This window comes from Streptomyces sp. NPDC056948 (genome assembly GCF_042674225.1).
Classification (GTDB): Bacteria; Actinomycetota; Actinomycetes; order Streptomycetales; family Streptomycetaceae; genus Streptomyces; species Streptomyces purpurascens.
Map to the genome: position 1 here is coordinate 20,258 of NZ_JBHUQX010000004.1, position 19,863 is coordinate 40,120.

The following is a 19,863-nucleotide window of genomic DNA, read 5'->3' on the forward strand; positions in this document are numbered from 1 at the left end:
GTCAGACGCCCGTGCTGCTCGTCGTGTCCGACGTATCCGACGTATCAGACGTGTTCGACGTGTTCGACGGGGAGGCGTCGTCCGAGCGGCGCCGGCGTACGGCCCAGAAGACCGCGCTGCCCGCGACGACCGTGCCGCCCACGCCGATGACGCCCGCCAGACCCCCGGACAGGCGGGCGTCATCGACATCCTTGACCCCGTAGTCGGCGAGCGGGGAGTCGGCGGCGGCGTGCTCCTCGGCCTTCTTGTCGATGCCGTGGTCGGTGGCGACCTTCTCCAGGCCGTCCGGGTCGGCCGAGGCGTAGAAGCTCACGAATCCGGCCAGGAGGAGGGAGGCGACAAGGCCTCCGGCCCACACCCCGCGGTGTGAGGTCCGGGCGGCGACGGGGGCGGGCTCGGCGCCGGGCGCGTCGACCAGTTCGCCGTTCACCCGCAGCTTGAGCTTCGGGGTGAGGCCGCGCGCCCCGTGGACCAGGTCCGGGCGCACGGCGAGGACCGCGCCGACGGTCAGCGCGGTGATCGCGGCCTCGCCGATGCCGATCAGGAGATGCACACCGATCATGGCGGTGGCGACCTTGCCGATCGACACGTCGGCGGTGCCGCCGATCGCGTACATGAGCGTGAAGGCCAGAGCGGCGGCCGGGACGGAGACGAGGGCGGCGACGAAGGAGGCCGCGGTGATCGACCGGCGGGTGCGGGGGAGCACCTTCGCCAGGCCGCGGAAGAGGGCATAGGCGACGACCGTCGTGACGATCGCCATGTTGGTGATGTTCACGCCGAGCGCGGTCAGGCCGCCGTCCGCGAAGAGCAGGCCCTGCATCAGCAGGACGACGGAGACGCACAGGACCCCTGTGTACGGGCCTACGAGGATCGCGGCGAGCGCGCCCCCCAGCAGATGACCGCTGGTCCCGGCCGCCACGGGGAAGTTGAGCATCTGCACCGCGAAGATGAACGCCGCCACGAGGCCGGCCAGCGGGGCGGTGCGCTCGTCGAGTTCGCGCCGCGCGCCGCGCAGGCTCACGGCGATGGCGCCCGCGGCGATCACACCGGTGGCGGCGGAGGTGGGGGCGTCGATGAATCCGTCAGGTACATGCACGCTTCGATGATGTGGCTTGATGCGAACGGTTTGCAAGAGCGTGACGCTTGTCTTATCTCACTCGCGACATATCCGGCCCCAAGGGCGCAATCCGGAAAATATGCGACATTGGAGAGGGAGTGGACGCACAGTTTCCGCTCAGGTTGCCCACGGTGAAGGGGCCGTCCGATGTCCGTAGTCGAGCAGTACGCGCGAGCCCACATCGTCACGGACGCGGCCGTCCCGTTGATCGATGAGCTGGAGGCGGTTCCGGTCACTCTGCGGTACGACCCCGACCGGGATCCCCGGTCGGTGGGCATCAAGCTGCCGCGGCCCGGAGCGCATGAGTGGACCTTCGCCCGTGAGCTCCTGGAGGAGGGGCTGCGGGCCCCCACGGGCAGCGGCGAGGTGCGGGTGTGGCCGTGCGGCCGGGTCCAGGCCGTGGTGGAGTTCCACACCGCGCAGGGAGTGCTGGTGGTGCAGTTCGAACGGCAGGCGCTGCTGCGGTTCCTGCGGCGGACCTACATGGCCGCCGCGGAACCGGTCACCCACTGACCCTCCTGGTCAGCTTCCCGCCTTCAGCAGCGCCGCCACGATCGGCCCGGCCGTCTCACCGCCGTGCCCGCCCTGCTGGACGACGCCCGCGGCCGCCAGATCGCCCCGGTAGGCGGTGAACCAGCCGTTCGGCTTCTTCTGCCCGTCGACCTCGGCCGACCCGGTCTTGGCGCCGACATCGCCGCCGACCCCGGACATCGCCTCCGCCGCCGTCCCGGCCGCGGCCGTGTACGACATCAGCTCACGGAGCTGGGAGGCCGTGCCCGCCGGCATCGGGCGCGAGGCCTTGGCGAGCTTGCGCCCGTCCACGTCAGGGGAGACCAGGTACGGCTGGTGGAAGGTGCCGGTCTTGACCGTCGCCGACACCGACGCCATGTTCAGCGGGTTCATCCGGACCCCGCCCTGCCCGATCAGCGAGGCCCCCATCTGGGCCGCCGACTGCACCGGCACGGCGCCGTCGAAGGACGGCACCCCGATCGCCCAGTTGTTCATCCCCAGGCCGAAGACCTGCTGGGCCTCCTTGGACAGGTCGTCGTCCTTGAGCTTCGGCGCCTGGCTGATGAAGGCCGTGTTGCAGGAGCGGGCGAAGCTCGCCTTGAACGTGCCGTCCTTGATCTCGAACTTGTCGTCGTTCTGGAACTTCCAGTGCCCGTACGTGAAGTACTTCGGGCACGGGTGCTTCTTGTCCGCCGAGGCCAGGCCCTTGTCCAGCAGCAGTGAGGCGGTGATGACCTTCATCGTGGAGCCGGGCGCGAGCGAGCCCTGGAAGGCGGTGTTGAAGCCGGGCGAGGCGTTGGCGGCGGCCAGGATCTCGCCGGTCGAGGCCCGCATGACGGCCACCGACGACTTGGCCTTCTTCGCGACCTGCTTCTCGGCCGCCGCCTGGAGGGCGGGGTCCAGCGTGGTCTTCACCGTGCCGGGCGTGCCCTTGCTCAGCTCCAGCAGGGTCTTGTCGGAGAGGTCGTCCGACTTGGCGGACTTCCCGCGCACGACCCGCAGCTCGATGCCGGCCTTGCCGCCGGCCTCCTTGCCGTACTTCTCGCGCAGTCCGTCCAGCACCGGGCCGAGCGACGCGTACTTCTGCTTGGTCAGCTCGCCGCCGTCCCGGTCGAGCGCCTTCACCGGGGGCGTGCCCGCCTCGCCGGTGACCAGCTTGTCGCCGTCCTTCAGATCCGGGTGGACGACCGCCGAGTGCCAGTCCACCAGCGGCTTTCCGTCGCTGGTGCGGCGGACGACGGTCAGCGCGCTCTCGTACGCCAGCGGCTTCTCGGTGTTCTTGTACGCCACGGTGCCCTTGACGGAGAAGGGCACCTTGTCACCCGTGGGCTTGCCCGGGGTGAGGGTGACGTCCTTGACGCGGGCGTCCTTGGTGTAGCCGGTGAGCAGGGACGTCGCCGCGGCCGCTTCGTCGGTGGCCGCGGCGGCCTGCGGAACCTTCCCGGACTGCCAGGCGGTGAGGAAGGCACGGGCGGTGGTGGTGACCTCGGCCGCCGACAGCGGCCCGGTCTTCACCTTGGGCTTCCCGTCCGATGACGCCCGGGTCCCGTCGTCGGCGGCCGCGCCGCCGCCGTACAGCGCGTAGGCGCCGAACCCGGCACCACCGACGACCACGGCGATCACCCCGCCGATCACGGCGGGTCTCGTCTTCCGTCGCTCGGCGACGCGCCTTCTGTTGCCCACTGCTTGTCCGTTCCTTCGGAAATCCCCAGGGTCCCCGTTGCCCTCAGCTGTCCCAACGACGTCCACCACCCTAGAGTCCCGTCCTGCGCGGGTGAGATCAGCCACCCGTTCGTAGCACGGCTGCGACAATCGGACCGGCCGCGTCGCCGCCGTGACCGCCCTCCTCGGTCATGGCCGCCGCCGCGATGTCGCCCCGGAATCCGGTGAACCAGCTGTTGGACTTGGCGTTGCCGTCGACCTCGGCGGAACCGGTCTTGGCGCCGATGTCCCCGCCCAGTCCCCGCATGGCCTCCATGGCGGTGCCCTGCGTGGCGGTGAGCCGCATCATCTGCTTGAGCTGGGCGGCGGTGCTCGCCCGCAGGCCCTCGGCCCGCGCGAGCCGCCGGCCGTCCAGCTCCGGCGGGACCAGGTAGGGCTGGCGGAAGCTGCCGGTGATCGCGGTCGCGGTCACCGAGGCCATGTTCAGCGGGCTCATCTGGACCTGGCCCTGCCCGATGGCACCGGCCGCCCGGTCCGGCCCGTCGACCGCGGGGACGCTGCCGTCGAAGGAGACGATGCCGGTCTTCCAGTTGTCCTGCCCGAGCCCGAAGCGACGCTCGGCCTCCTGTGTCAGCGAGGCGTCCGTGAGCGGCTTCTCGTCGATGAGCTTGATGAAGGCGGTGTTGCAGGACCGCATGAAGCTGTTGGCGAGGGTGGCGCCCTCGTTGGGCTTCATGCCGGTGAGGTTCTTGAAGGTCTGCCCCTGCCACACGGCGGTGTCCGGGCAGGGCGCCGGGCCGTTCATCGAGGTCACGCCGTTGTCGATGAGCATCGCGGCCGTCATGATCTTCATGGTGGAGCCGGGCGCGGCCTGTCCTTCGAAGGCCGCGTTGAAGCCGTCCGTACGGTTGTTGGCCACCGCCAGGACCTCGCCGGTGCTGGGCTTGACGGCCACCACCGACGACTGGGCGAACCGCTTGACCGCCTTCTCGGCCGCCGCCTGCGCGCCCGTGCTGATGGTGGTGGTGAGCTTGCCCGGCTTGCCCTCGGCGAGGGTGAGCAGCGGGGTGTCGGCGACGCCCTCGCCGGCGTGCCGGATCACCAGCTCGATGCCGGGGGTGCCGCCGGCCTCCTTGCCGTACTTGGCGCGCAGGGCGTCCAGGACCGGGCCGAGGGAGGGGTACTTCTCCTTCGTCAGCTCGGCGCCGTCACGGCCGACGGCCTCGATCGGCGGGTTGGCCGACTTCTCCGTGACGAGCGTGTCGTCCTTCTTCAGCTCGGGGTGGACGACAGCGGGCTGCCAGTCGACCAGCGCCCGCCCGGTGGTGAGCCCGCGCACGACCTTCAGCTCGCTCTTGTAGTCGAGCGGCTCGGACTTCCCGTCGTAGGCCACCTTCGCCTTCACCGTGTACGGCACGGTGGTGCCGTTCGCCGTGCCGGGCGTGATCCTCACGTCGGTGATGTGCGCGTCGTCCCCGAAGGCGGTGAGCAACTGCTCGGCGGCCGCGTCGTTGTTCGTGTACGACGCGGCCTGCGCGGCCTCGCCCTTCTCCCAGGCCGCGAAGAACTTGGCGGTGGTCGCCTCGACCTCGTCCTTGCCGGGCGGCCCCGACTTCTTCTCCGCGGCCACCCCGCTCGTGCCCCCGTCGCCGTTCAGCGCGCTCACGAGGTTGTAGGCGCCGTACCCGGCCCCACCCACCATCACCGCGAACACGCCGCCTATGACAGCGACCTTGACCCCCTTGGCCATTGGGCCGTCCCCTCCCCGTTGAGCCTCCACACGCTCCTTTGAACGTGTTCAGAAAGCCCGATCCCGGGAGCACTCTATGGGGAAGCGGTTACCACAGTGACAGGCGTTTTCGATTCTTGACCGAAAAGTAGGTCAGACCCAGGTATCCAGCCACATCCTGGCTCGCCAGTCGTCTATGGGGATGGGCGTGCCCGTGTACAGCGGCCAGAAATAGATGAAGTTCCAGGCGATCAGCAGGACCAGGACGCCCGCGCCCGTGGCGCCCGCGACGCGGCGGGTGTCGGAGGAGCGGGGCGGGCCGATGATCGCGCCGAGGAGCATCGCCACCGCCAGGCACAGGAAGGGCAGGAAGACGACGGCGTAGAAGAAGAAGATCGTGCGCTCCTGGTACATGAACCAGGGCAGGTAGCCGGCCGCGATGCCGCAGGCGATGGCGCCCGCGCGCCAGTCGCGGCGGAACAGCCAGCGCCACAGGACGTAGAGGACCGCGAAGCAGGCGACCCACCACAGCAGCGGCGTGCCGAGGGCGAGCACCTCGCTGGCGCACTTCCCGCCCGCGTCGGACGGACAGCCGCCCTTGCCGGGCGCCGGGGACTCGTAGAAGTACGACACCGGGCGGCCGAGGACGAGCCAGCTCCACGGGTTGGACTGGTACGTGTGCGGCGAGGACAGGCCGACGTGGAACTCGTACACCTGGTGCTCGTAGTGCCACAGGCTGCGCAGCCAGTCGGGCAGGAAGGTCCAGCTGCCGCCCTTGCCGCTCGTCGCGGCCCAGTTGCGGAAGTAGCCGCCGGAGCCGTCGGTGGCGGAGAAGATCCAGCCGGTCCAGGCCAGGACATAGGTGACGACGGCGACGGGGACCGTGGCGAGGAACGCGAGGCCCGTGTCGCGCTTGAGGACCGCCGAGTACGGGTGCCGGGCGCCGGCCACCCGGCGCGAGGCGACGTCCCACAGGACCGCCATCAGGCAGAACGCGGCCAGGACGTAGAGGCCGTTCCACTTCGTGCCGATGGCCAGACCCAGCATCAGACCCGCCGCCAAGCGCCAGGGGCGCCATCCCAGCCGGGCCGTCTCGGCCGTGTGCCGGTCGGGCCTGACCCGGCCGTCGGCGTCCACCGGGAGCGCGGCGGCGAGTCTCTCGCGGGCCTTGTCGCGGTCGACGAGCAGACAGCCGAACGCGGCCAGCACGAAGAACATCAGCACGCCGTCGAGCAGCGCCGTGCGGCTCATCACGAAGTGCAGGCCGTCCACCGCCATCAGCGCGCCCGCCAGACAGCCCAGGAAGGTGGAGCGGAACAGCCGGCGGCCGATCCGGCACAGCATCAGCACGGAGAGCGTGCCGAGCAGCGCCGTCATGAAGCGCCAGCCGAAGGGGTCGAAGCCGAACAGCAGCTCGCCGATCCCGATGACGTACTTGCCGACCGGCGGGTGCACGACATACGCCGCGTCCGTCGGGATGCTGACGTGCCCGCCCGACAGGATCAGGTCGTTGGCGTTCTTGTCCCAGTTGACCTCAAACCCGCGGTGGACGAGACCCCACGCGTCCTTGGCGTAGTACGTCTCGTCGAATATCACCGCCTTGGGGTTGCCCAGGTTCCAGAACCGCAGCACGCCCGCCAGCAGCGTGACGAGCAGCGGGCCGATCCAGGCCGACCAGCGCACCAGCCGTCCCGCCAGGGTGTGCGGGATGCCGAGCGCCGCCCACAGGCGCGGGCTGGGCTCGGTGTACGGCGGCACCAGGCGGTCACGGACGTCGCGGGCGTCGCTTCTGGGCTGCCCCTGGTAGCCGAAGCGGCGCAGCCGCTGCTGCCAGGACGGCCGCTGCTCGTGCGGCGCCTGGCCCTGCCGGGTGTCCGTGGAGGACGCGGTACTGGTCACCGCGCCATCGTAGGGAACCGTTCTGTGTGAGTCCCGTGCATGGCCGGTATGCGTTCGCATCCTCCGCCCCTGGGAGGATGGTGAGGTGACTGGAATCCTCGTACTCGCAGGTACCCCCATCGGCGACATCGCGGACGCCCCGCCCCGGCTCGCCGACGAACTGGCCGGAGCCGATGTCGTCGCCGCCGAGGACACGCGGCGGCTGCGGCGGCTGACTCAGGCGCTGGGTGTCACGCCCAAGGGGCGGGTGGTGTCGTACTTCGAGGGCAACGAGGCCGCGCGGACGCCCGAGCTGGTGGAGGAGCTGGCGGGCGGGGCGCGGGTGCTGTTGGTCACGGACGCGGGCATGCCGTCGGTGTCGGACCCCGGCTACCGGCTGGTCGCGGCCGCCGTCGAGCAGGACATACGGGTCACGGCCGTGCCCGGGCCGTCCGCCGTGCTCACCGCGCTCGCGCTGTCGGGGCTGCCCGTCGACCGGTTCTGCTTCGAGGGGTTCCTGCCGCGCAAGGCGGGGGAGCGGCTGGGGCGGCTGCGGGAGGTGGCCGGGGAGCGGCGCACCCTCGTCTACTTCGAGGCTCCGCACCGGCTCGACGACACGCTGGCGGCGATGGCCGAGGTGTTCGGCGCGGAGCGGCGGGCCGCGGTGTGCCGGGAGCTGACCAAGACGTACGAGGAAGTGCGGCGCGGGGGGCTGGGGGAGCTGGCCGCCTGGGCCGCGGAAGGGGTGCGCGGGGAGATCACCGTGGTGGTGGAGGGCGCGCCCGAGAAGGGACCTGAGGAGATCGGGCCCGAGGAGCTGGTGCGGCGGGTCCGGGTGCGGGAGGAAGCGGGGGAGCGGCGCAAGGAGGCGATCGCCGCGGTTGCGGTGGAGGCCGGGGTGCCGAAGAGGGTTGTCTTTGATGCGGTGGTTGCTGCGAAGCACTCCGGGTGACGGTGGTGTGAACACCCTCTGAGCAGGGCGCATGTCGAATGAGCGTGCGCCCCATGGGTGGGCAAAGCAGGAAGGGCGCTGGGGCAAGGAACGCCCAAATCGGCGCCAATAGTCGACAGGTCTGCTGCCTTCGGTCCGGCTGAGGAGTCCACTGGGTTGCGGGGACGGAATCGTCCTCGCCACAGCGGACAACAGGAGCTGGCATGAGTGAGATCGCAGGGCAGACCGGGCTCCGCGCCGGTGCGACCGCCGTCGTCAACGAGTCGTACTCCTTCGCGTGCATGCGCTGCGGGCACGGCTGGGAGCAGTCGTACGAGATAGAGCACCACACGGACGCCGCCGGGCACGAGTTCGTCCTCTACGTGGCGGACGGCAAGGTCGTGCCCTCCCCCCTGTCCAAGCCCACGTGCCAGAACTGCGACGGCCACGTCGTACGGATCATGCGGCCCGGGCGGGTCGAGTCGGCGCGCAACGCCGCGCGCAGGCCCCACCGCGTGCCGCCGCCCGGAGGTCCGGCGGACGCGCCGGAGGCGGCTGCCGAGGACACCGGAGCGGACGGGCGCGTGGAGCCCGAGCACCACCACTGGCATCTGTCCGACCTGCTCCACCCCTTCCAGCGCAAGGCGAGCTGACCCGTCCGGCTTCCCTTGCCGACGCCCTCCCCGGTCCTCCCCCATCGGGGAGGGCGTACCCCTTTCGTAGGATCGGGGCATGCCTTCGAACGACTCCGGCAAGCACGCCGCGCCCCCGCTCCCGGACCCCCTCCGGGTGCCGGTCGCCGACTCCCACACCCACCTGGACATGCAGTCCGGCACGGTCGAGGAGGCGCTGGAGAAGGCGGCCTCGGTCGGAGTGACGACGGTCGTACAGGTCGGCTGCGACCTCAAGGGGTCGCGGTGGGCCGCCGAGGCGGCAGCCGCGTACGACGCCGTCCACGCGACGGTCGCCCTGCATCCGAACGAGGCCCCGCGCATCGTGCACGGCGACCCCGACGGATGGTCCAGGCAGGGCGCGCGCGAGCCGGGCGGGCAGGCCGCACTGGACGAGGCCCTCGCCGAGATCGACCGGCTGGCCGCGCTGGAGCAGGTCAAGGGCGTCGGTGAGACGGGCCTCGACTACTTCCGCACCGGGCCCGAGGGCAAGGAAGCGCAGGAGAGGTCCTTCCGCGCCCACATCGAGATCGCCAAGCGGCACGGCAAGGCCCTGGTCATCCACGACCGCGAGGCCCACGCCGACGTCCTGCGCGTCCTGAAGGAGGAGGGCGCACCCGAGCGGACCGTCTTCCACTGCTACTCCGGCGACGCCGAGATGGCGGAGATCTGCGCGAGCGCCGGCTACTTCATGTCCTTCGCCGGCAACGTCACCTTCAAGAACGCCCAGAACCTGAGGGACGCGGTGGCGGTGGCCCCGCCGGAGCTGCTGCTGGTGGAGACGGACGCGCCCTTCCTCACACCGGCGCCGTACCGCGGGCGGCCCAACGCCCCGTACCTCGTGCCGATCACGGTCCGGGCCATGGCCGAGGTGCGCGGCGTCGACGAGGACACGCTGGCCACGGCACTCGCGGCGAACACGGCACGCGCCTTCAGCTACTGAGCACGCCACCCACCTCACCGCACGACTGTGCGTAGTCGCGTCGCTTTGGAGAGTGACGGCCGCTCCGCTAGGTTCTGGGGGCCCGATCCGGACCCCTCTGGACCCCCTCCGGCCCCTGGAGCGTGTCGGCGTGAGCAACTCGCAGTACGAGACGTACGAGATGTACGAGGCGTATGGCCCGGCCGACGCGGAGCCGGTGTACGGCGGCGCTTTCGACGGTGCCTACGCGGACACCTACCGGCCCGCCTACGAGGTGCCGCCGCCCCTGCCCGGGCTGCCCCGGCAGGGCGCCCCGGAGGATGAACCGGCAGCGGCGTCCGTCGCGCGCCCCACGCGCGCGGAGTCGCGGGCCGAATCACGTGCCGAAGCCCGCGCCGGTTCGCGCGCCGCGGCGCGCACCGGCTCGCATCGCAGATCCGCGCGCCGACGCAAGGCGCGGTACGCCGAGCGCCCGGACAGCTCCATGCGGCGGCTGCTCCCGCAGGCCCTGGTCGTCGCCTTCCTGGCGGGCGGCACCACGGCGTTCGTCGCCAAGGACAAGGCGATCGAGCTCAACGTCGACGGCAAGGCACGCACGCTGCACACCTTCGCCGACGACGTCACCGAGCTGCTGTCGGAGGAGGGTGTCGAGGTCGGCGCCCACGACGTGGTGGCACCCGGGCCCGGCACGGAGATCGCCAGCGGCGACGAGGTCGCCGTGCACTACGCCCGTCCCGTGCGGCTGACCCTCGACGGGCATCGGCGCGAGGTGTGGACGACGGCACACACGGTGGCGGGGGCGCTCAGAGAGCTGGGGGTGCGGCAGGAGGGCGCCTACCTGTCGACCTCGCGCTCCCGGCAGATCGGCCGAGAAGGGCTCGCGCTGGACGTACGGACCGAGCGCACGGTCACGATCATGGCGGACGGCCGCGCCCGCACCGTCCGCACCAACGCGGCGACCGTGCGGGAGGCCGTGGACGAGGCCGGGATCACCCTACGCGGCCAGGACACCACGTCCGTCCCGCAGGGGAGCTTCCCTCGCGACGGGCAGACCGTCACGGTGCTGCGGATCACCGGCGGCAAGGAGGTCCGCGAGGAGCCGATCCCCTTCCAGGTGCGGCGGAGCGAGGATCCGACCCTGTTCCAGGGCACGGAGGTCGTGGAGCGCGCGGGCGAGGCGGGCCTGCGCCGGGTCACGTACTCCCTGCGCACCGTCAACGGCGTCAAGCAGAAGCCGCGCCGGATCAGGGCCGAGGTGGTGCGCGAGCCGCGCCCGCAGGAGGTGAAGGTCGGCACCAAACCCCGGCCGACGTCCGTGCAGGGCGCCGACCACCTGAACTGGCAGGGCCTCGCGGCCTGCGAGTCCGGCGGCCGCCCCGACGCGGTCGACTCCTCGGGCACCTACGGCGGCCTCTACCAGTTCGACACCCACACCTGGCAGTCCCTCGGCGGCAGCGGCCGCCCCCAGGACGCCCCGGCGGCGGAACAGACGTACCGCGCGAAGAAGCTGTACGTCCGACGGGGCGCGAGTCCCTGGCCGCACTGCGGGGGGCGGCTGCACGGGTAGAGACGGCCGCCCGGCGTGGCCGCGTTCGAAGCCCCCGTACCCTTGTCCCCGTGACCAGCCCCGCCCCCGACGCCCTCCTCGGCGCCGCCGACGTCCGCGAACTCGCGACCGCCCTCGGCGTACGCCCCACCAAGCAACGCGGCCAGAACTTCGTGATCGACGCGAACACCGTCCGCCGCATCGTCCGCACCGCACAGGTCCACCCCGACGACGTGGTCGTCGAGGTGGGCCCGGGGCTCGGGTCCCTCACCCTCGCGCTGCTGGAGGCCGCCGACCGCGTCACGGCCGTCGAGATCGACGACGTGCTCGCCGGTGCGCTGCCCGCGACCATCACGGCCCGCATGCCGGAGCGCGCCGACCGGTTCGCGCTCGTCCACTCCGACGCGATGCACGTCACGGAGCTGCCGGGCCCCGCCCCGACCGCGCTGGTCGCCAACCTCCCCTACAACGTGGCCGTCCCGGTGCTGCTGCACATGCTCGCCACCTTCCCGACCATCGACCGCACGCTCGTCATGGTCCAGTCGGAGGTCGCCGACCGGCTCGCCGCCGACCCCGGCTCGAAGGTGTACGGCGTCCCCTCGGTGAAGGCCAACTGGTACGCCGAGGTCAAGCGGGCCGGCGCCATCGGGCGGAACGTCTTCTGGCCCGCGCCCAACGTCGACAGCGGTCTGGTCTCCCTCGTCCGCCGGACCGAGCCGATCAGGACGACGGCCTCCAAGACGGAGGTGTTCGCCGTCGTCGACGCGGCGTTCGCCCAGCGCCGCAAGACGCTGCGGGCCGCGCTCGCCGGCTGGGCCGGGTCCGCTGCCGCCGCCGAGGCGGCCCTCGTCGCCGCCGGGGTCTCCCCGCAGGCGCGGGGCGAGTCATTGACCGTGGAAGAGTTCGCGCGTATCGCCGAGCACAAGGTGAACCAGCACCAGGAGAAGGAGCCCGTGTGAGCGTCACGGTCCGCGTCCCCGCCAAGGTCAACGTCCAGCTCGCGGTGGGCCCCGCCCGCCCCGACGGCTTCCACGACCTGGCCAACGTGTTCCTCGCCGTCAGCCTCTACGACGAGGTCACCGTGACCCCGGCCGACGAGCTCCGCGTCACCTGCGAGGGCCCGGACGCCGACCTGGTCCCCCTGGACCGTACGAACCTGGCCGCGCGGGCGGCCGAGGCGCTCGCCGGGCGGTACGGCCGCAGCCCCGACGTCCACCTCCACATCGCCAAGGACATCCCCGTCGCCGGCGGCATGGCGGGCGGCAGCGCGGACGGCGCCGCCGCCCTGGTGGCCTGCGACGCGCTGTGGGAGACCGGCGCCTCCCGGGACGAACTGCTCGCCATCTGCGCCGAGCTGGGCAGCGACGTGCCGTTCAGCCTGGTCGGCGGGGCGGCCCTCGGCATCGGGCGGGGCGAGCAGCTCACGCCCCTGGAGGTCGGCGGCGCCTTCCACTGGGTGTTCGCCATGGCCGAGCGGGGCCTGTCCACCCCGGCCGTGTTCCGCGAGTTCGACCGGCTCGGCGAGGGCACGGACATCCCCGGGCCCGTCGCCTCCCAGGAACTCCTCGCCGCCCTCGCCAAGGGCGACCCGGACGCGCTCGCCGCCGCCGTCTCCAACGACCTCCAGCCCGCCGCCCTGTCCCTCTACCCGGAACTCGCCGGCACCCTGGCCACCGGCCGCGCCGCGGGCGCCCTCGCCGCCCTGGTCTCCGGCTCCGGCCCGACCACGGCGTTCCTCGTCCGCGACCCGGAGTCGGCGGCCGCGGTGGCGCAGGCGCTGGTGTCCTCCGGCACCTGCCGGACCGTGCGGACGGCCTCGGGGCCGACGCCCGGGGCGACGGTCGCCGGGCTCTAGCCGGGCTTTAATCGCGTGCCCCGGTCGCCGGGGGCCGCTTAGGCTCCCCCGGTTGTCTGACAAGGGGGGACACGCGTGGAGAAACTCGTCGCGGCCGTACGGCGCGGAGACGCGGACGAGGTCCGGACTCTGCTGGAGTCCGGGGCCTGCCCCGAGACCCTCGCCGACGGCCTGCCGGTCCTCTGCCTCGCCGTGGCGGCCTACGACGAACCCGTCGCGGAGGCGCTGCTCCAGGGCGGCGCCGACCCCCTGCGCCGGCTGCCCGACGGGACCACCCCGCTGCTGCGGGCGGTGGACGGCGGCTCGTACGTACTGACCGACGCGTTCGTACGGCACCGCGTACCGCTGCCGCTCCCGGACCGCGAGGAACTGCTGGCCCGCGCCCGGAGCCGGGCCGAGGCGGGCGCTGAGGCCGAACTGCGCCGCATCACCGGCCTCACCGGGCCCATCGAGCGGATCAGGGTCGTGGACGACGAGATCGGCTGGTGGTGCGAGCAGCTCACGCTCGGCGGGGTGACCGTGCGCGACGAGCACCTGGCGATCCTCACCGTCCTGGAGACGCGCTACGGCATCCGCACCCCCTTCGACGAACTGGTGGATCGGGCCATCGCCCACCCCGACCGGGACCACGTGGTGTGGTGCGACGTCGTGTTCACGCTCGGCCGGCGGACCGACGAGGAGACCTGGCGATGGAGCCGGGACCTGCTCAACCACCCCGACCGGACGCACCGCCTGCTCGCCGCCGACCTCCTGCTGTCCCTGATTTTCGGAGACGTCGTCAAGGGAAGCCAGCCGTTCTGGGAACGGGGGCGGGAGCTCGTGCCCTGGGCGGAGCAGGAGGAGGACCCGGAGGTGCTGGCGGTGCTGCTGCACGCGATGACCCATGACAGCGCCCCCGAGATCGAGGCCGTAGGGCTGTCGCACCTCACCCACCCGGACCCGAGGGTGCGCGCACTGGTACCGCAGACCGTGCACCACCCCGAGAGCCTCACCACCGTGCTCACCCTGGCCCGTGACGAGGACCCCGGCGTACGCGAGGCGGTGTGCCACTGGCTCGCCCACCACCGGGGGAGCGAGCCCGAGGCGGGGGACGCGCTGGTCGCCCTCACCCATGACGAGCGGCAGCCGATCCGCATCTGCGCCGTGTCCGGGCTGGCGTACCGCGACGATCCGCGCTGCGTGGAGGCCGAGCACCGGATCGGCCCCCTCGATCCGGAGCTGCCGTTCGACGAGAGGCTGATGGACGTGTGGCGCTACCAGCGCCGCCGGGAAGCCGCGGACGGCGGCTGACCGCCCCGGCCGGAGCACCCCTGCGCGCGACTACCCTGGAAAGTCGTTCCATCCCCCTTGTCAGGAGAGTAATGGCCGTCAATCTGGTCAATGTCGAGAACGTCAGCAAGGTGTACGGCACCCGCGCCCTGCTCGACGGCGTTTCCCTCGGCGTCTCCGAAGGGGACCGCATCGGCGTCGTCGGCCGCAACGGCGACGGCAAGACGACCCTGATCCGGATGCTCGCCAAGCAGGAGGAGGCCGACACCGGGCGCGTCACGCACTCCGGCGGACTGCGCAGCGGCGTGCTCACGCAGCACGACTCCCTCGACCCCGAGGCGACCGTCCGCCACGAGGTCATCGGCGACATGGCCGACCACGAGTGGGCGGGCGACGCCAAGGTCAGGGACGTGCTGACCGGCCTGTTCGGCGGGCTCGACCTGCCGGGGTTCCCGGCGGGCCTGGACACCGTCATCGGGCCGCTGTCCGGCGGTGAGCGGCGCCGTATCGCCCTCGCCAAGCTGCTCATCGAGGAGCAGGACCTGCTCGTCCTCGACGAGCCCACCAACCACCTCGACGTGGAGGGCATCTCCTGGCTGGCCCGGCACCTCCAGGTCCGCCGGTCCGCCCTCGTGTGCGTCACCCACGACCGCTGGTTCCTCGACCAGGTGTGCACCCGCATGTGGGACGTCCAGCGCGGATCGGTCTACGAGTACGAGGGCGGCTACTCCGACTACGTCTTCGCCCGGGCCGAGCGCGAGCGCATCGCCGCCACCGAGGAGGTCAAGCGGCAGAACCTCGTCCGCAAGGAGCTGGCCTGGCTGCGGCGCGGGGCGCCCGCGCGTACGTCCAAGCCGCGCTTCCGGGTCGAGGCCGCCAACGAGCTCATCAAGGACGTACCGCCGCCCCGGGACAGCAGCGAGCTGATGAAGTTCGCGTCCACCCGGCTGGGCAAGACCGTGTTCGACCTGGAGGACATCACCGTCCAGGCCGGCCCCAAGGTCCTCCTCAAGCACGTCACCTGGCAGCTCGGGCCCGGCGACCGGATCGGTCTCGTCGGTGTCAACGGGGCCGGGAAGACCTCCCTGCTGCGGGCCATGGCCGAGGCGTCCCGGACCGACGGGGAGACGCAGCCCGTGGGCGGGCAGGTCAAGGTCGGCAAGACGGTCAAGCTCGCCTACCTGTCCCAGGAGGTCGTCGAACTCGAGCCGAGCACACGGGTGCTGGAGGCCGTGCAGCAGGTGCGCGAGCGCGTCGACCTCGGCAAGGGGCGCGAGATGACCGCCGGGCAGCTCTGCGAGACGTTCGGCTTCACCAAGGAGAAGCAGTGGACGCCGGTCGGCGACCTGTCCGGCGGTGAGCGCCGCAGGCTCCAGCTCCTGCGTCTGCTCATGGACGAGCCCAACGTCCTCTTCCTCGACGAGCCCACCAACGACCTCGACATCGAGACGCTGACGCAGCTCGAGGACGTGCTCGACGGCTGGCCCGGCTCGATGATCGTCATCTCCCACGACCGGTTCTTCGTCGAGCGCACCACCGACCGGGTGTTCGCCCTGCTCGGCGACGGCGCCCTGCGGATGCTGCCGCGCGGCATCGACGAGTACCTGGAGCGACGCCGGCGCATGGAGGAGGCCGCGGCCGCCTCGGCACCCGCCGCCGCCGCGCAGCAGAGCGCCGCCCCGGAGAAGAGCGCCGCCGACCAGCGCGCCGCCAAGAAGGAACTCCAGAAGATCGAGCGGCAGCTCGACAAGGTTTCCGAGAAGGAGACCAAGCTTCACGCCCAAATCGCCGAAAACGCCACGGACTTCGCGAAGGTTGCCGAACTGGACACCGAATTGCGCGAGTTGGCCGGTCAGCGAGAGGAACTGGAGCTGCGCTGGCTGGAACTCGCCGAGGACGCGTGAAGGGTGCGTGAAGGCGCATAACGACGGCATCACGGGCCGGTCCTCCCTTGGGAACAGGGGGCGATACGGCCCGGTCCGTTGTGGGAACGGGGTGATAGAAAGAGCCGTCTTAGAACTTTATGAAACGACTCTGAGCCCATCGCGTACCTCAGGGCGTGGCTAAAAATCAGTGATCGAACGGGGGAGCCGCTGATGACTCAGCCGCCCAATCAGCCACCGCACGGTGGCTTCGGAGCACCGCAGAACCAACCGCCGCAGGGCGGTGGCTACGGGGCACCGCAGACCCCGCCGCCCCCGCAGGGCCCGCCCCAGACGCCGCCGCCCCCGCAGGGCCCGCCGCAGACACCGCCGCCCCCGCAGCCGGGGTACGGCTATCCGCAGCAGCCCGGGCCCTACGGCCAGCCGGGCCCGTACAACTCCGGCCCCTACGGCCAGCCGCAGCAGCCGGGTCCGTACGGCCAGCCCGGCTACGGCTACCCGCCCCAGCCGCAGTACCCCGGCGCGCCCGGCACCCCGCCCGGGGGCGGTTCGAGCAACCCCTTCAAGGGCAAGCCCGCCCTGATCATCGGCGCCGCGGTCGCCGCGCTGCTCGTGGTCGGCGGCACGGTGTGGGCGGTCACCGGCGGTGACGACGGCAAGGGCAAGAAGAAGCCGGTCGCCCAGCAGAGCGACGACTCCAAGGGCGGCGGCTCCGACCCGGTCAACCCCGGTGACGGCCGCGGCGACGGCGGCGAGGACCCGGAGAACCTCAACGAGGGCCGCCAGGCCGGCGAGGCCAAGGTCCTCTGGTACAAGGAGGCGCCCGACGCGCCCGGCTCCGGCGCCGACGCCCCCGGCATGTGGATCACCGACAAGTCCGCGGTGAAGGCGGCGTACAAGCAGCTCTTCGCCTACAACGTCGGCGACGGCAAGCCGGCCTGGGACACGATCACCTTCCCCCAGAAGATCTGCGCGACCACTCCGGAGAAGACGGCCGAAGACAAGATCGTCGTCGCCTACATGAGCGGCAGCAGCGACCGCGCCAAGTGCAACCAGCTCCAGGAGATCGACCTCAACACCGGCGAGAAGGGCTGGAAGGAGGAGGTCGCCGAGGGCGCCCTCTTCGACTCGACCCTGTCCGTCGAACTCTCCGTCACCGGCAACACGCTGATGGTGGGCCGCTCCCAGTCGGGCACCGCGTACGACGTCACCAGCGGTGACAAGCTCTTCGACAAGAAGCGCTACGGCGCGTCCTGCTTCCCCGCCGCGTTCGCGGGCGGCGAGAAGCTGATCGCCGTCTCCTCCTGCGGCGCCGGTGGCAACAACGAGCACGACGAGGTGCAGCAGCTCGACCCGCGCACCGGCAAGGTCGAGTGGACCCAGAAGTTCGACAAGGGCTGGCGGGTCGCGCGCGCCTACTCCGTGAGCCCGCTGGTCATCTACAGCACCAACGAGGAAAAGAAGTCCTGGAACATCTCGACGTTCACCTCCGGCGGCAAGTTCCGTTCGCAGGTCGGCTTCGACGAGGACTTCGCCCCCGAGTGCGGCTGGGCCATCCTCGAGCGTGACCTCCAGGGCTGCGAGGGCGTCGCCGTCGACGACACCACGCTCTATCTGCCGACCGAGGCGACCACCGGCGCCAACGAGATCGTCGCGGTCAACCTCGCCGACGGCAAGGAGAAGTGGCGCGTCAAGTCCCCGGTCGACGAATCGATGCTGCCGATGAAGGTCGAGGGCGGCAAACTCATCGCCTATGTGCAGCCGTCGTACGACTCGGGCGGCCAGGTCGTGTCCATCCCGACCGGCGGCAGCGGCCACAAGCCGGCCAAGCTGCTGCAGAACCCGCAGGGCGCGGCGGAGATCGAGGACGGTTTCTTCTCCAAGGACATCGACTGGGCCGGCGGTCGCTTCTACATCTCGACCACCCGGCTGAGCGGAAACGACGACACGAAGGAGAAGTTGATGCTCGCCTACGGCAAGTGACTCTTCTCCCCTCTTCGTCGTCTTCCCTCCCCATCCCCGAGGTGCTCACGTCATGACCCAGCCGCCGCCCCCGCCGCCCCAACAGCCACCGTCCGGTGGAGGCTTCGGGCCGCCCCAGGACCAGCCCCCGCAGCCGGGGTACGGCTATCCGCAGGCTCCCCAGACGCCCCCGCCGGCGGCTCCGCAGACGCCGCCCCAGCCGCCGCAGGCTCCGCAGGGTCCGCCGCCCGGCTACGGCTACCCCGGGCAGCAGCCCGGGGCGTACGGGCAGCCGCCGCAGGCGCCTTACGGGCAGCCCGGACAGCCGGGGCAGCCGGGCTACGGTCAGCCCGGTTACGGCTATCCGCAGGGGACCATGCCGCTCCAGGCGCAGCCCGGACACCCGGGGCAGCCGGGACACCCGGGACAGCCCGGCGGCGGCAAGAAGTTCAACGCGCAGTTGGCGATCATCGTCGCCGCGGTCGTGGCGATCGCCCTGATCATCGGCGGCGGCGTCTGGTACTCCTCGTCCAAGGACGACGGCAAGAAGGACGACACCGCGAGCTCCGGCGGCAGCACCGGCGGCAAGGACGACAACAACGGCGGCACCACCTCCGGCGGCAAGGAGAAGGCACCGTCCGACCCCAGCGCCAAGGTCCTCTTCCAGGTCCCGGCGCCCGAGGTGAAGAACGACAGCACGGTCGTCGTCTCCGGCTCGTGGCTCACCGACAAGACGTACGCCAAGAGCGGCATCGCCCAGATCGTCGGCTACGACCGCGACAAGGGCGGCAAGCAGTGGACGATCCCGCTGGACGGCCCCGTCTGCCAGGCCAGCCGTTACGTCACCGAGGACAACAAGACGGCGATCCTCTACCAGCCCGCGATGCCGACCAAGGCCGACCCCTCGCACGGGTGCAGCCAGGTCGCCTTGATCGATCTCGACGCGGGCAAGGAGCTGTGGACCAAGACCGTCAAGACCGGTGACCAGCTGATCAGTTTCGACAACGTCACGGTCAGCGGCAAGACCGTCGCCGTCGGCAGCAGCAGCGGCGGCGCCGCCTTCGACGTCTCCGGCAAGCCGCTGTGGAGCCCGAAGCCGAGCGACTCCTGCTACGACGCCGGGTACGGCGGCGGCGAGAAGCTGGTCGCGGTGCGCAAGTGCGGCTCGTACGAGCAGCGGCAGCTCCACATCCAGACCATCGACCCGAAGTCCGGGAAGGTGATCTCGGAGTACAAGATGGCCGAGGGCATCGAGTACGCCAGCATCGTGTCGACCAACCCGCTCGTGGTGGCCGCCGACGTCGGCGACTCCGCGGGCGACGGCAGCGGGATCTCGGACTTCTTCTCCATCGACAGCAAGACCGGCAAGCTGCGGACGCGTATCTCGGCACCGGGCGAGCAGTTCGCGGCGCGCTGCGAGGGCATCACGCGCATCGAGTACTGCAATCAGCTCGCCGTCGGCAACGACCGGCTGTACATCCCGACCGAGGAGCACGACGGCAAGGGTGAGTACAGCCAGACCAACGAGATCGTCGCCTTCGACCTCGCCACCGGCAAGCAGACCGGGCAGCGGGCCGACGCGGGCGACGGCTACACGATCTCGCCGCTGCGCATGGACGGCGGCAACCTGATCGCGTACAAGCGGCCGCCGTACGACAAGGGCGGGCAGATCGTGAGCATCGACGGGGGCAGCTTCAAGCAGACGAAGCTGCTGGAGAACCCCGCGACGGAGCAGGTGCGCGATGTGGAGACCAGCATGTCGCCGGACTACTCGGAGTTCCTGTACTCCGAGGGGCATCTGTACATGTCCAAGGTGTACGCGAGCAAGCGGTCCTCGACGGGTGACAAGGAGTACCTGGCGGTCGGGTTCGGTACGGGCTGATCGTCCGATGATCATCTGGTGATCGACTGAGGTTGCCTTCGGTCCC

15 protein-coding genes are annotated in these 19,863 nt (G+C 71.3%); 11 read left to right on the forward strand and 4 right to left on the reverse strand.

Annotated features, from left to right (window positions below; all coding sequences use genetic code 11):
* Window position 1 precedes the first annotated feature (1 nt).
* Complete coding sequence (locus ACFTZL_RS01150) at window positions 2–1,096, reverse strand: energy-coupling factor ABC transporter permease (protein ID WP_382576675.1); 1,095 nt, start codon at window positions 1,094–1,096, stop codon at window positions 2–4.
* A 168-nt stretch (window positions 1,097–1,264) separates the two neighbouring features.
* On the opposite strand from ACFTZL_RS01150, the gene ACFTZL_RS01155 reads away from it, so the two are divergent.
* Entirely contained in the window at window positions 1,265–1,630 is a 366-nt protein-coding gene (locus ACFTZL_RS01155; RefSeq protein WP_382576677.1) for an SsgA family sporulation/cell division regulator, read from the forward strand.
* Between the two features lie 9 nt (window positions 1,631–1,639).
* Here ACFTZL_RS01155 and ACFTZL_RS01160 read toward each other — a convergent pair whose 3' ends face one another.
* The 3 genes from ACFTZL_RS01160 to ACFTZL_RS01170 all read right to left on the reverse strand — a co-directional run bounded on the left by ACFTZL_RS01160 (window position 1,640) and on the right by ACFTZL_RS01170 (window position 6,917).
* Window positions 1,640–3,310: a penicillin-binding transpeptidase domain-containing protein gene (locus ACFTZL_RS01160; RefSeq protein ID WP_382576680.1), complete on the reverse strand. Its 1,671-nt coding sequence runs from the start codon at window positions 3,308–3,310 to the stop codon at window positions 1,640–1,642.
* A gap of 97 nt (window positions 3,311–3,407) precedes the next feature.
* Window positions 3,408–5,039 carry a penicillin-binding transpeptidase domain-containing protein gene (locus tag ACFTZL_RS01165; RefSeq protein ID WP_382576683.1) on the reverse strand — a complete coding sequence of 544 codons (1,632 nt, stop codon included), beginning with the start codon at window positions 5,037–5,039 and terminating at the stop codon, window positions 3,408–3,410.
* A gap of 132 nt (window positions 5,040–5,171) precedes the next feature.
* A complete protein-coding gene (locus ACFTZL_RS01170; RefSeq protein WP_382576686.1) occupies window positions 5,172–6,917 on the reverse strand; it encodes a dolichyl-phosphate-mannose--protein mannosyltransferase in 1,746 nt (581 codons plus the stop codon).
* 85 nt (window positions 6,918–7,002) lie between these two features.
* On the opposite strand from ACFTZL_RS01170, the gene rsmI reads away from it, so the two are divergent.
* From rsmI to ACFTZL_RS01220, 10 genes are all read left to right on the forward strand, one after another.
* Window positions 7,003–7,848, forward strand: a complete 846-nt coding sequence (gene rsmI / locus ACFTZL_RS01175) for a 16S rRNA (cytidine(1402)-2'-O)-methyltransferase (RefSeq protein ID WP_382576689.1) — start codon at window positions 7,003–7,005, stop codon at window positions 7,846–7,848.
* Window positions 7,849–8,051: 203 nt separating this feature from the next.
* Entirely contained in the window at window positions 8,052–8,480 is a 429-nt protein-coding gene (locus ACFTZL_RS01180; protein ID WP_382576691.1) for a hypothetical protein, read from the forward strand.
* A 79-nt stretch (window positions 8,481–8,559) separates the two neighbouring features.
* Window positions 8,560–9,441: a TatD family hydrolase gene (locus ACFTZL_RS01185; RefSeq protein ID WP_382576693.1), complete on the forward strand. Its 882-nt coding sequence runs from the start codon at window positions 8,560–8,562 to the stop codon at window positions 9,439–9,441.
* A gap of 130 nt (window positions 9,442–9,571) precedes the next feature.
* Window positions 9,572–10,987, forward strand: coding sequence for a ubiquitin-like domain-containing protein (locus tag ACFTZL_RS01190; RefSeq protein ID WP_382576696.1), 1,416 nt, complete (start codon window positions 9,572–9,574; stop codon window positions 10,985–10,987).
* A gap of 50 nt (window positions 10,988–11,037) precedes the next feature.
* Window positions 11,038–11,925 (forward strand): 16S rRNA (adenine(1518)-N(6)/adenine(1519)-N(6))-dimethyltransferase RsmA, encoded by an 888-nt coding sequence (rsmA, locus tag ACFTZL_RS01195; protein ID WP_382576699.1) that lies wholly within the window; start codon window positions 11,038–11,040, stop codon window positions 11,923–11,925.
* Window positions 11,922–12,821: a 4-(cytidine 5'-diphospho)-2-C-methyl-D-erythritol kinase gene (locus tag ACFTZL_RS01200; RefSeq protein ID WP_382576702.1), complete on the forward strand. Its 900-nt coding sequence runs from the start codon at window positions 11,922–11,924 to the stop codon at window positions 12,819–12,821. Before rsmA ends, ACFTZL_RS01200 begins: the two co-directional genes overlap by 4 nt.
* A 75-nt stretch (window positions 12,822–12,896) precedes the next feature.
* Window positions 12,897–14,111: a HEAT repeat domain-containing protein gene (locus ACFTZL_RS01205; protein WP_382576705.1), complete on the forward strand. Its 1,215-nt coding sequence runs from the start codon at window positions 12,897–12,899 to the stop codon at window positions 14,109–14,111.
* A 71-nt stretch (window positions 14,112–14,182) separates the two neighbouring features.
* Window positions 14,183–15,994, forward strand: a complete 1,812-nt coding sequence (locus ACFTZL_RS01210) for an ABC-F family ATP-binding cassette domain-containing protein (RefSeq protein ID WP_382576708.1) — start codon at window positions 14,183–14,185, stop codon at window positions 15,992–15,994.
* 192 nt (window positions 15,995–16,186) lie between these two features.
* The gene (locus ACFTZL_RS01215; RefSeq protein WP_382576711.1) at window positions 16,187–17,956 is read left to right on the forward strand and encodes a PQQ-binding-like beta-propeller repeat protein; all 1,770 of its coding nucleotides are present in this window, start codon (window positions 16,187–16,189) and stop codon (window positions 17,954–17,956) included.
* Between the two features lie 52 nt (window positions 17,957–18,008).
* Window positions 18,009–19,817, forward strand: a complete 1,809-nt coding sequence (locus tag ACFTZL_RS01220; protein ID WP_382576713.1) for a PQQ-binding-like beta-propeller repeat protein — start codon at window positions 18,009–18,011, stop codon at window positions 19,815–19,817.
* Window positions 19,818–19,863: the final 46 nt, after the last annotated feature.

Coding starts and splice junctions, on each gene's coding strand:
- ACFTZL_RS01155 (WP_382576677.1), top strand. CDS start 1,265: ATGTCCGTAGTCGAGCAGTACGCGCGAGCCCACATCGTCACGGACGCG.
- ACFTZL_RS01165 (WP_382576683.1), bottom strand. CDS start 5,039: ATGGCCAAGGGGGTCAAGGTCGCTGTCATAGGCGGCGTGTTCGCGGTG.
- ACFTZL_RS01180 (WP_382576691.1), top strand. CDS start 8,052: ATGAGTGAGATCGCAGGGCAGACCGGGCTCCGCGCCGGTGCGACCGCC.
- ACFTZL_RS01185 (WP_382576693.1), top strand. CDS start 8,560: ATGCCTTCGAACGACTCCGGCAAGCACGCCGCGCCCCCGCTCCCGGAC.
- ACFTZL_RS01210 (WP_382576708.1), top strand. CDS start 14,183: ATGGCCGTCAATCTGGTCAATGTCGAGAACGTCAGCAAGGTGTACGGC.
- ACFTZL_RS01215 (WP_382576711.1), top strand. CDS start 16,187: ATGACTCAGCCGCCCAATCAGCCACCGCACGGTGGCTTCGGAGCACCG.
- ACFTZL_RS01220 (WP_382576713.1), top strand. CDS start 18,009: ATGACCCAGCCGCCGCCCCCGCCGCCCCAACAGCCACCGTCCGGTGGA.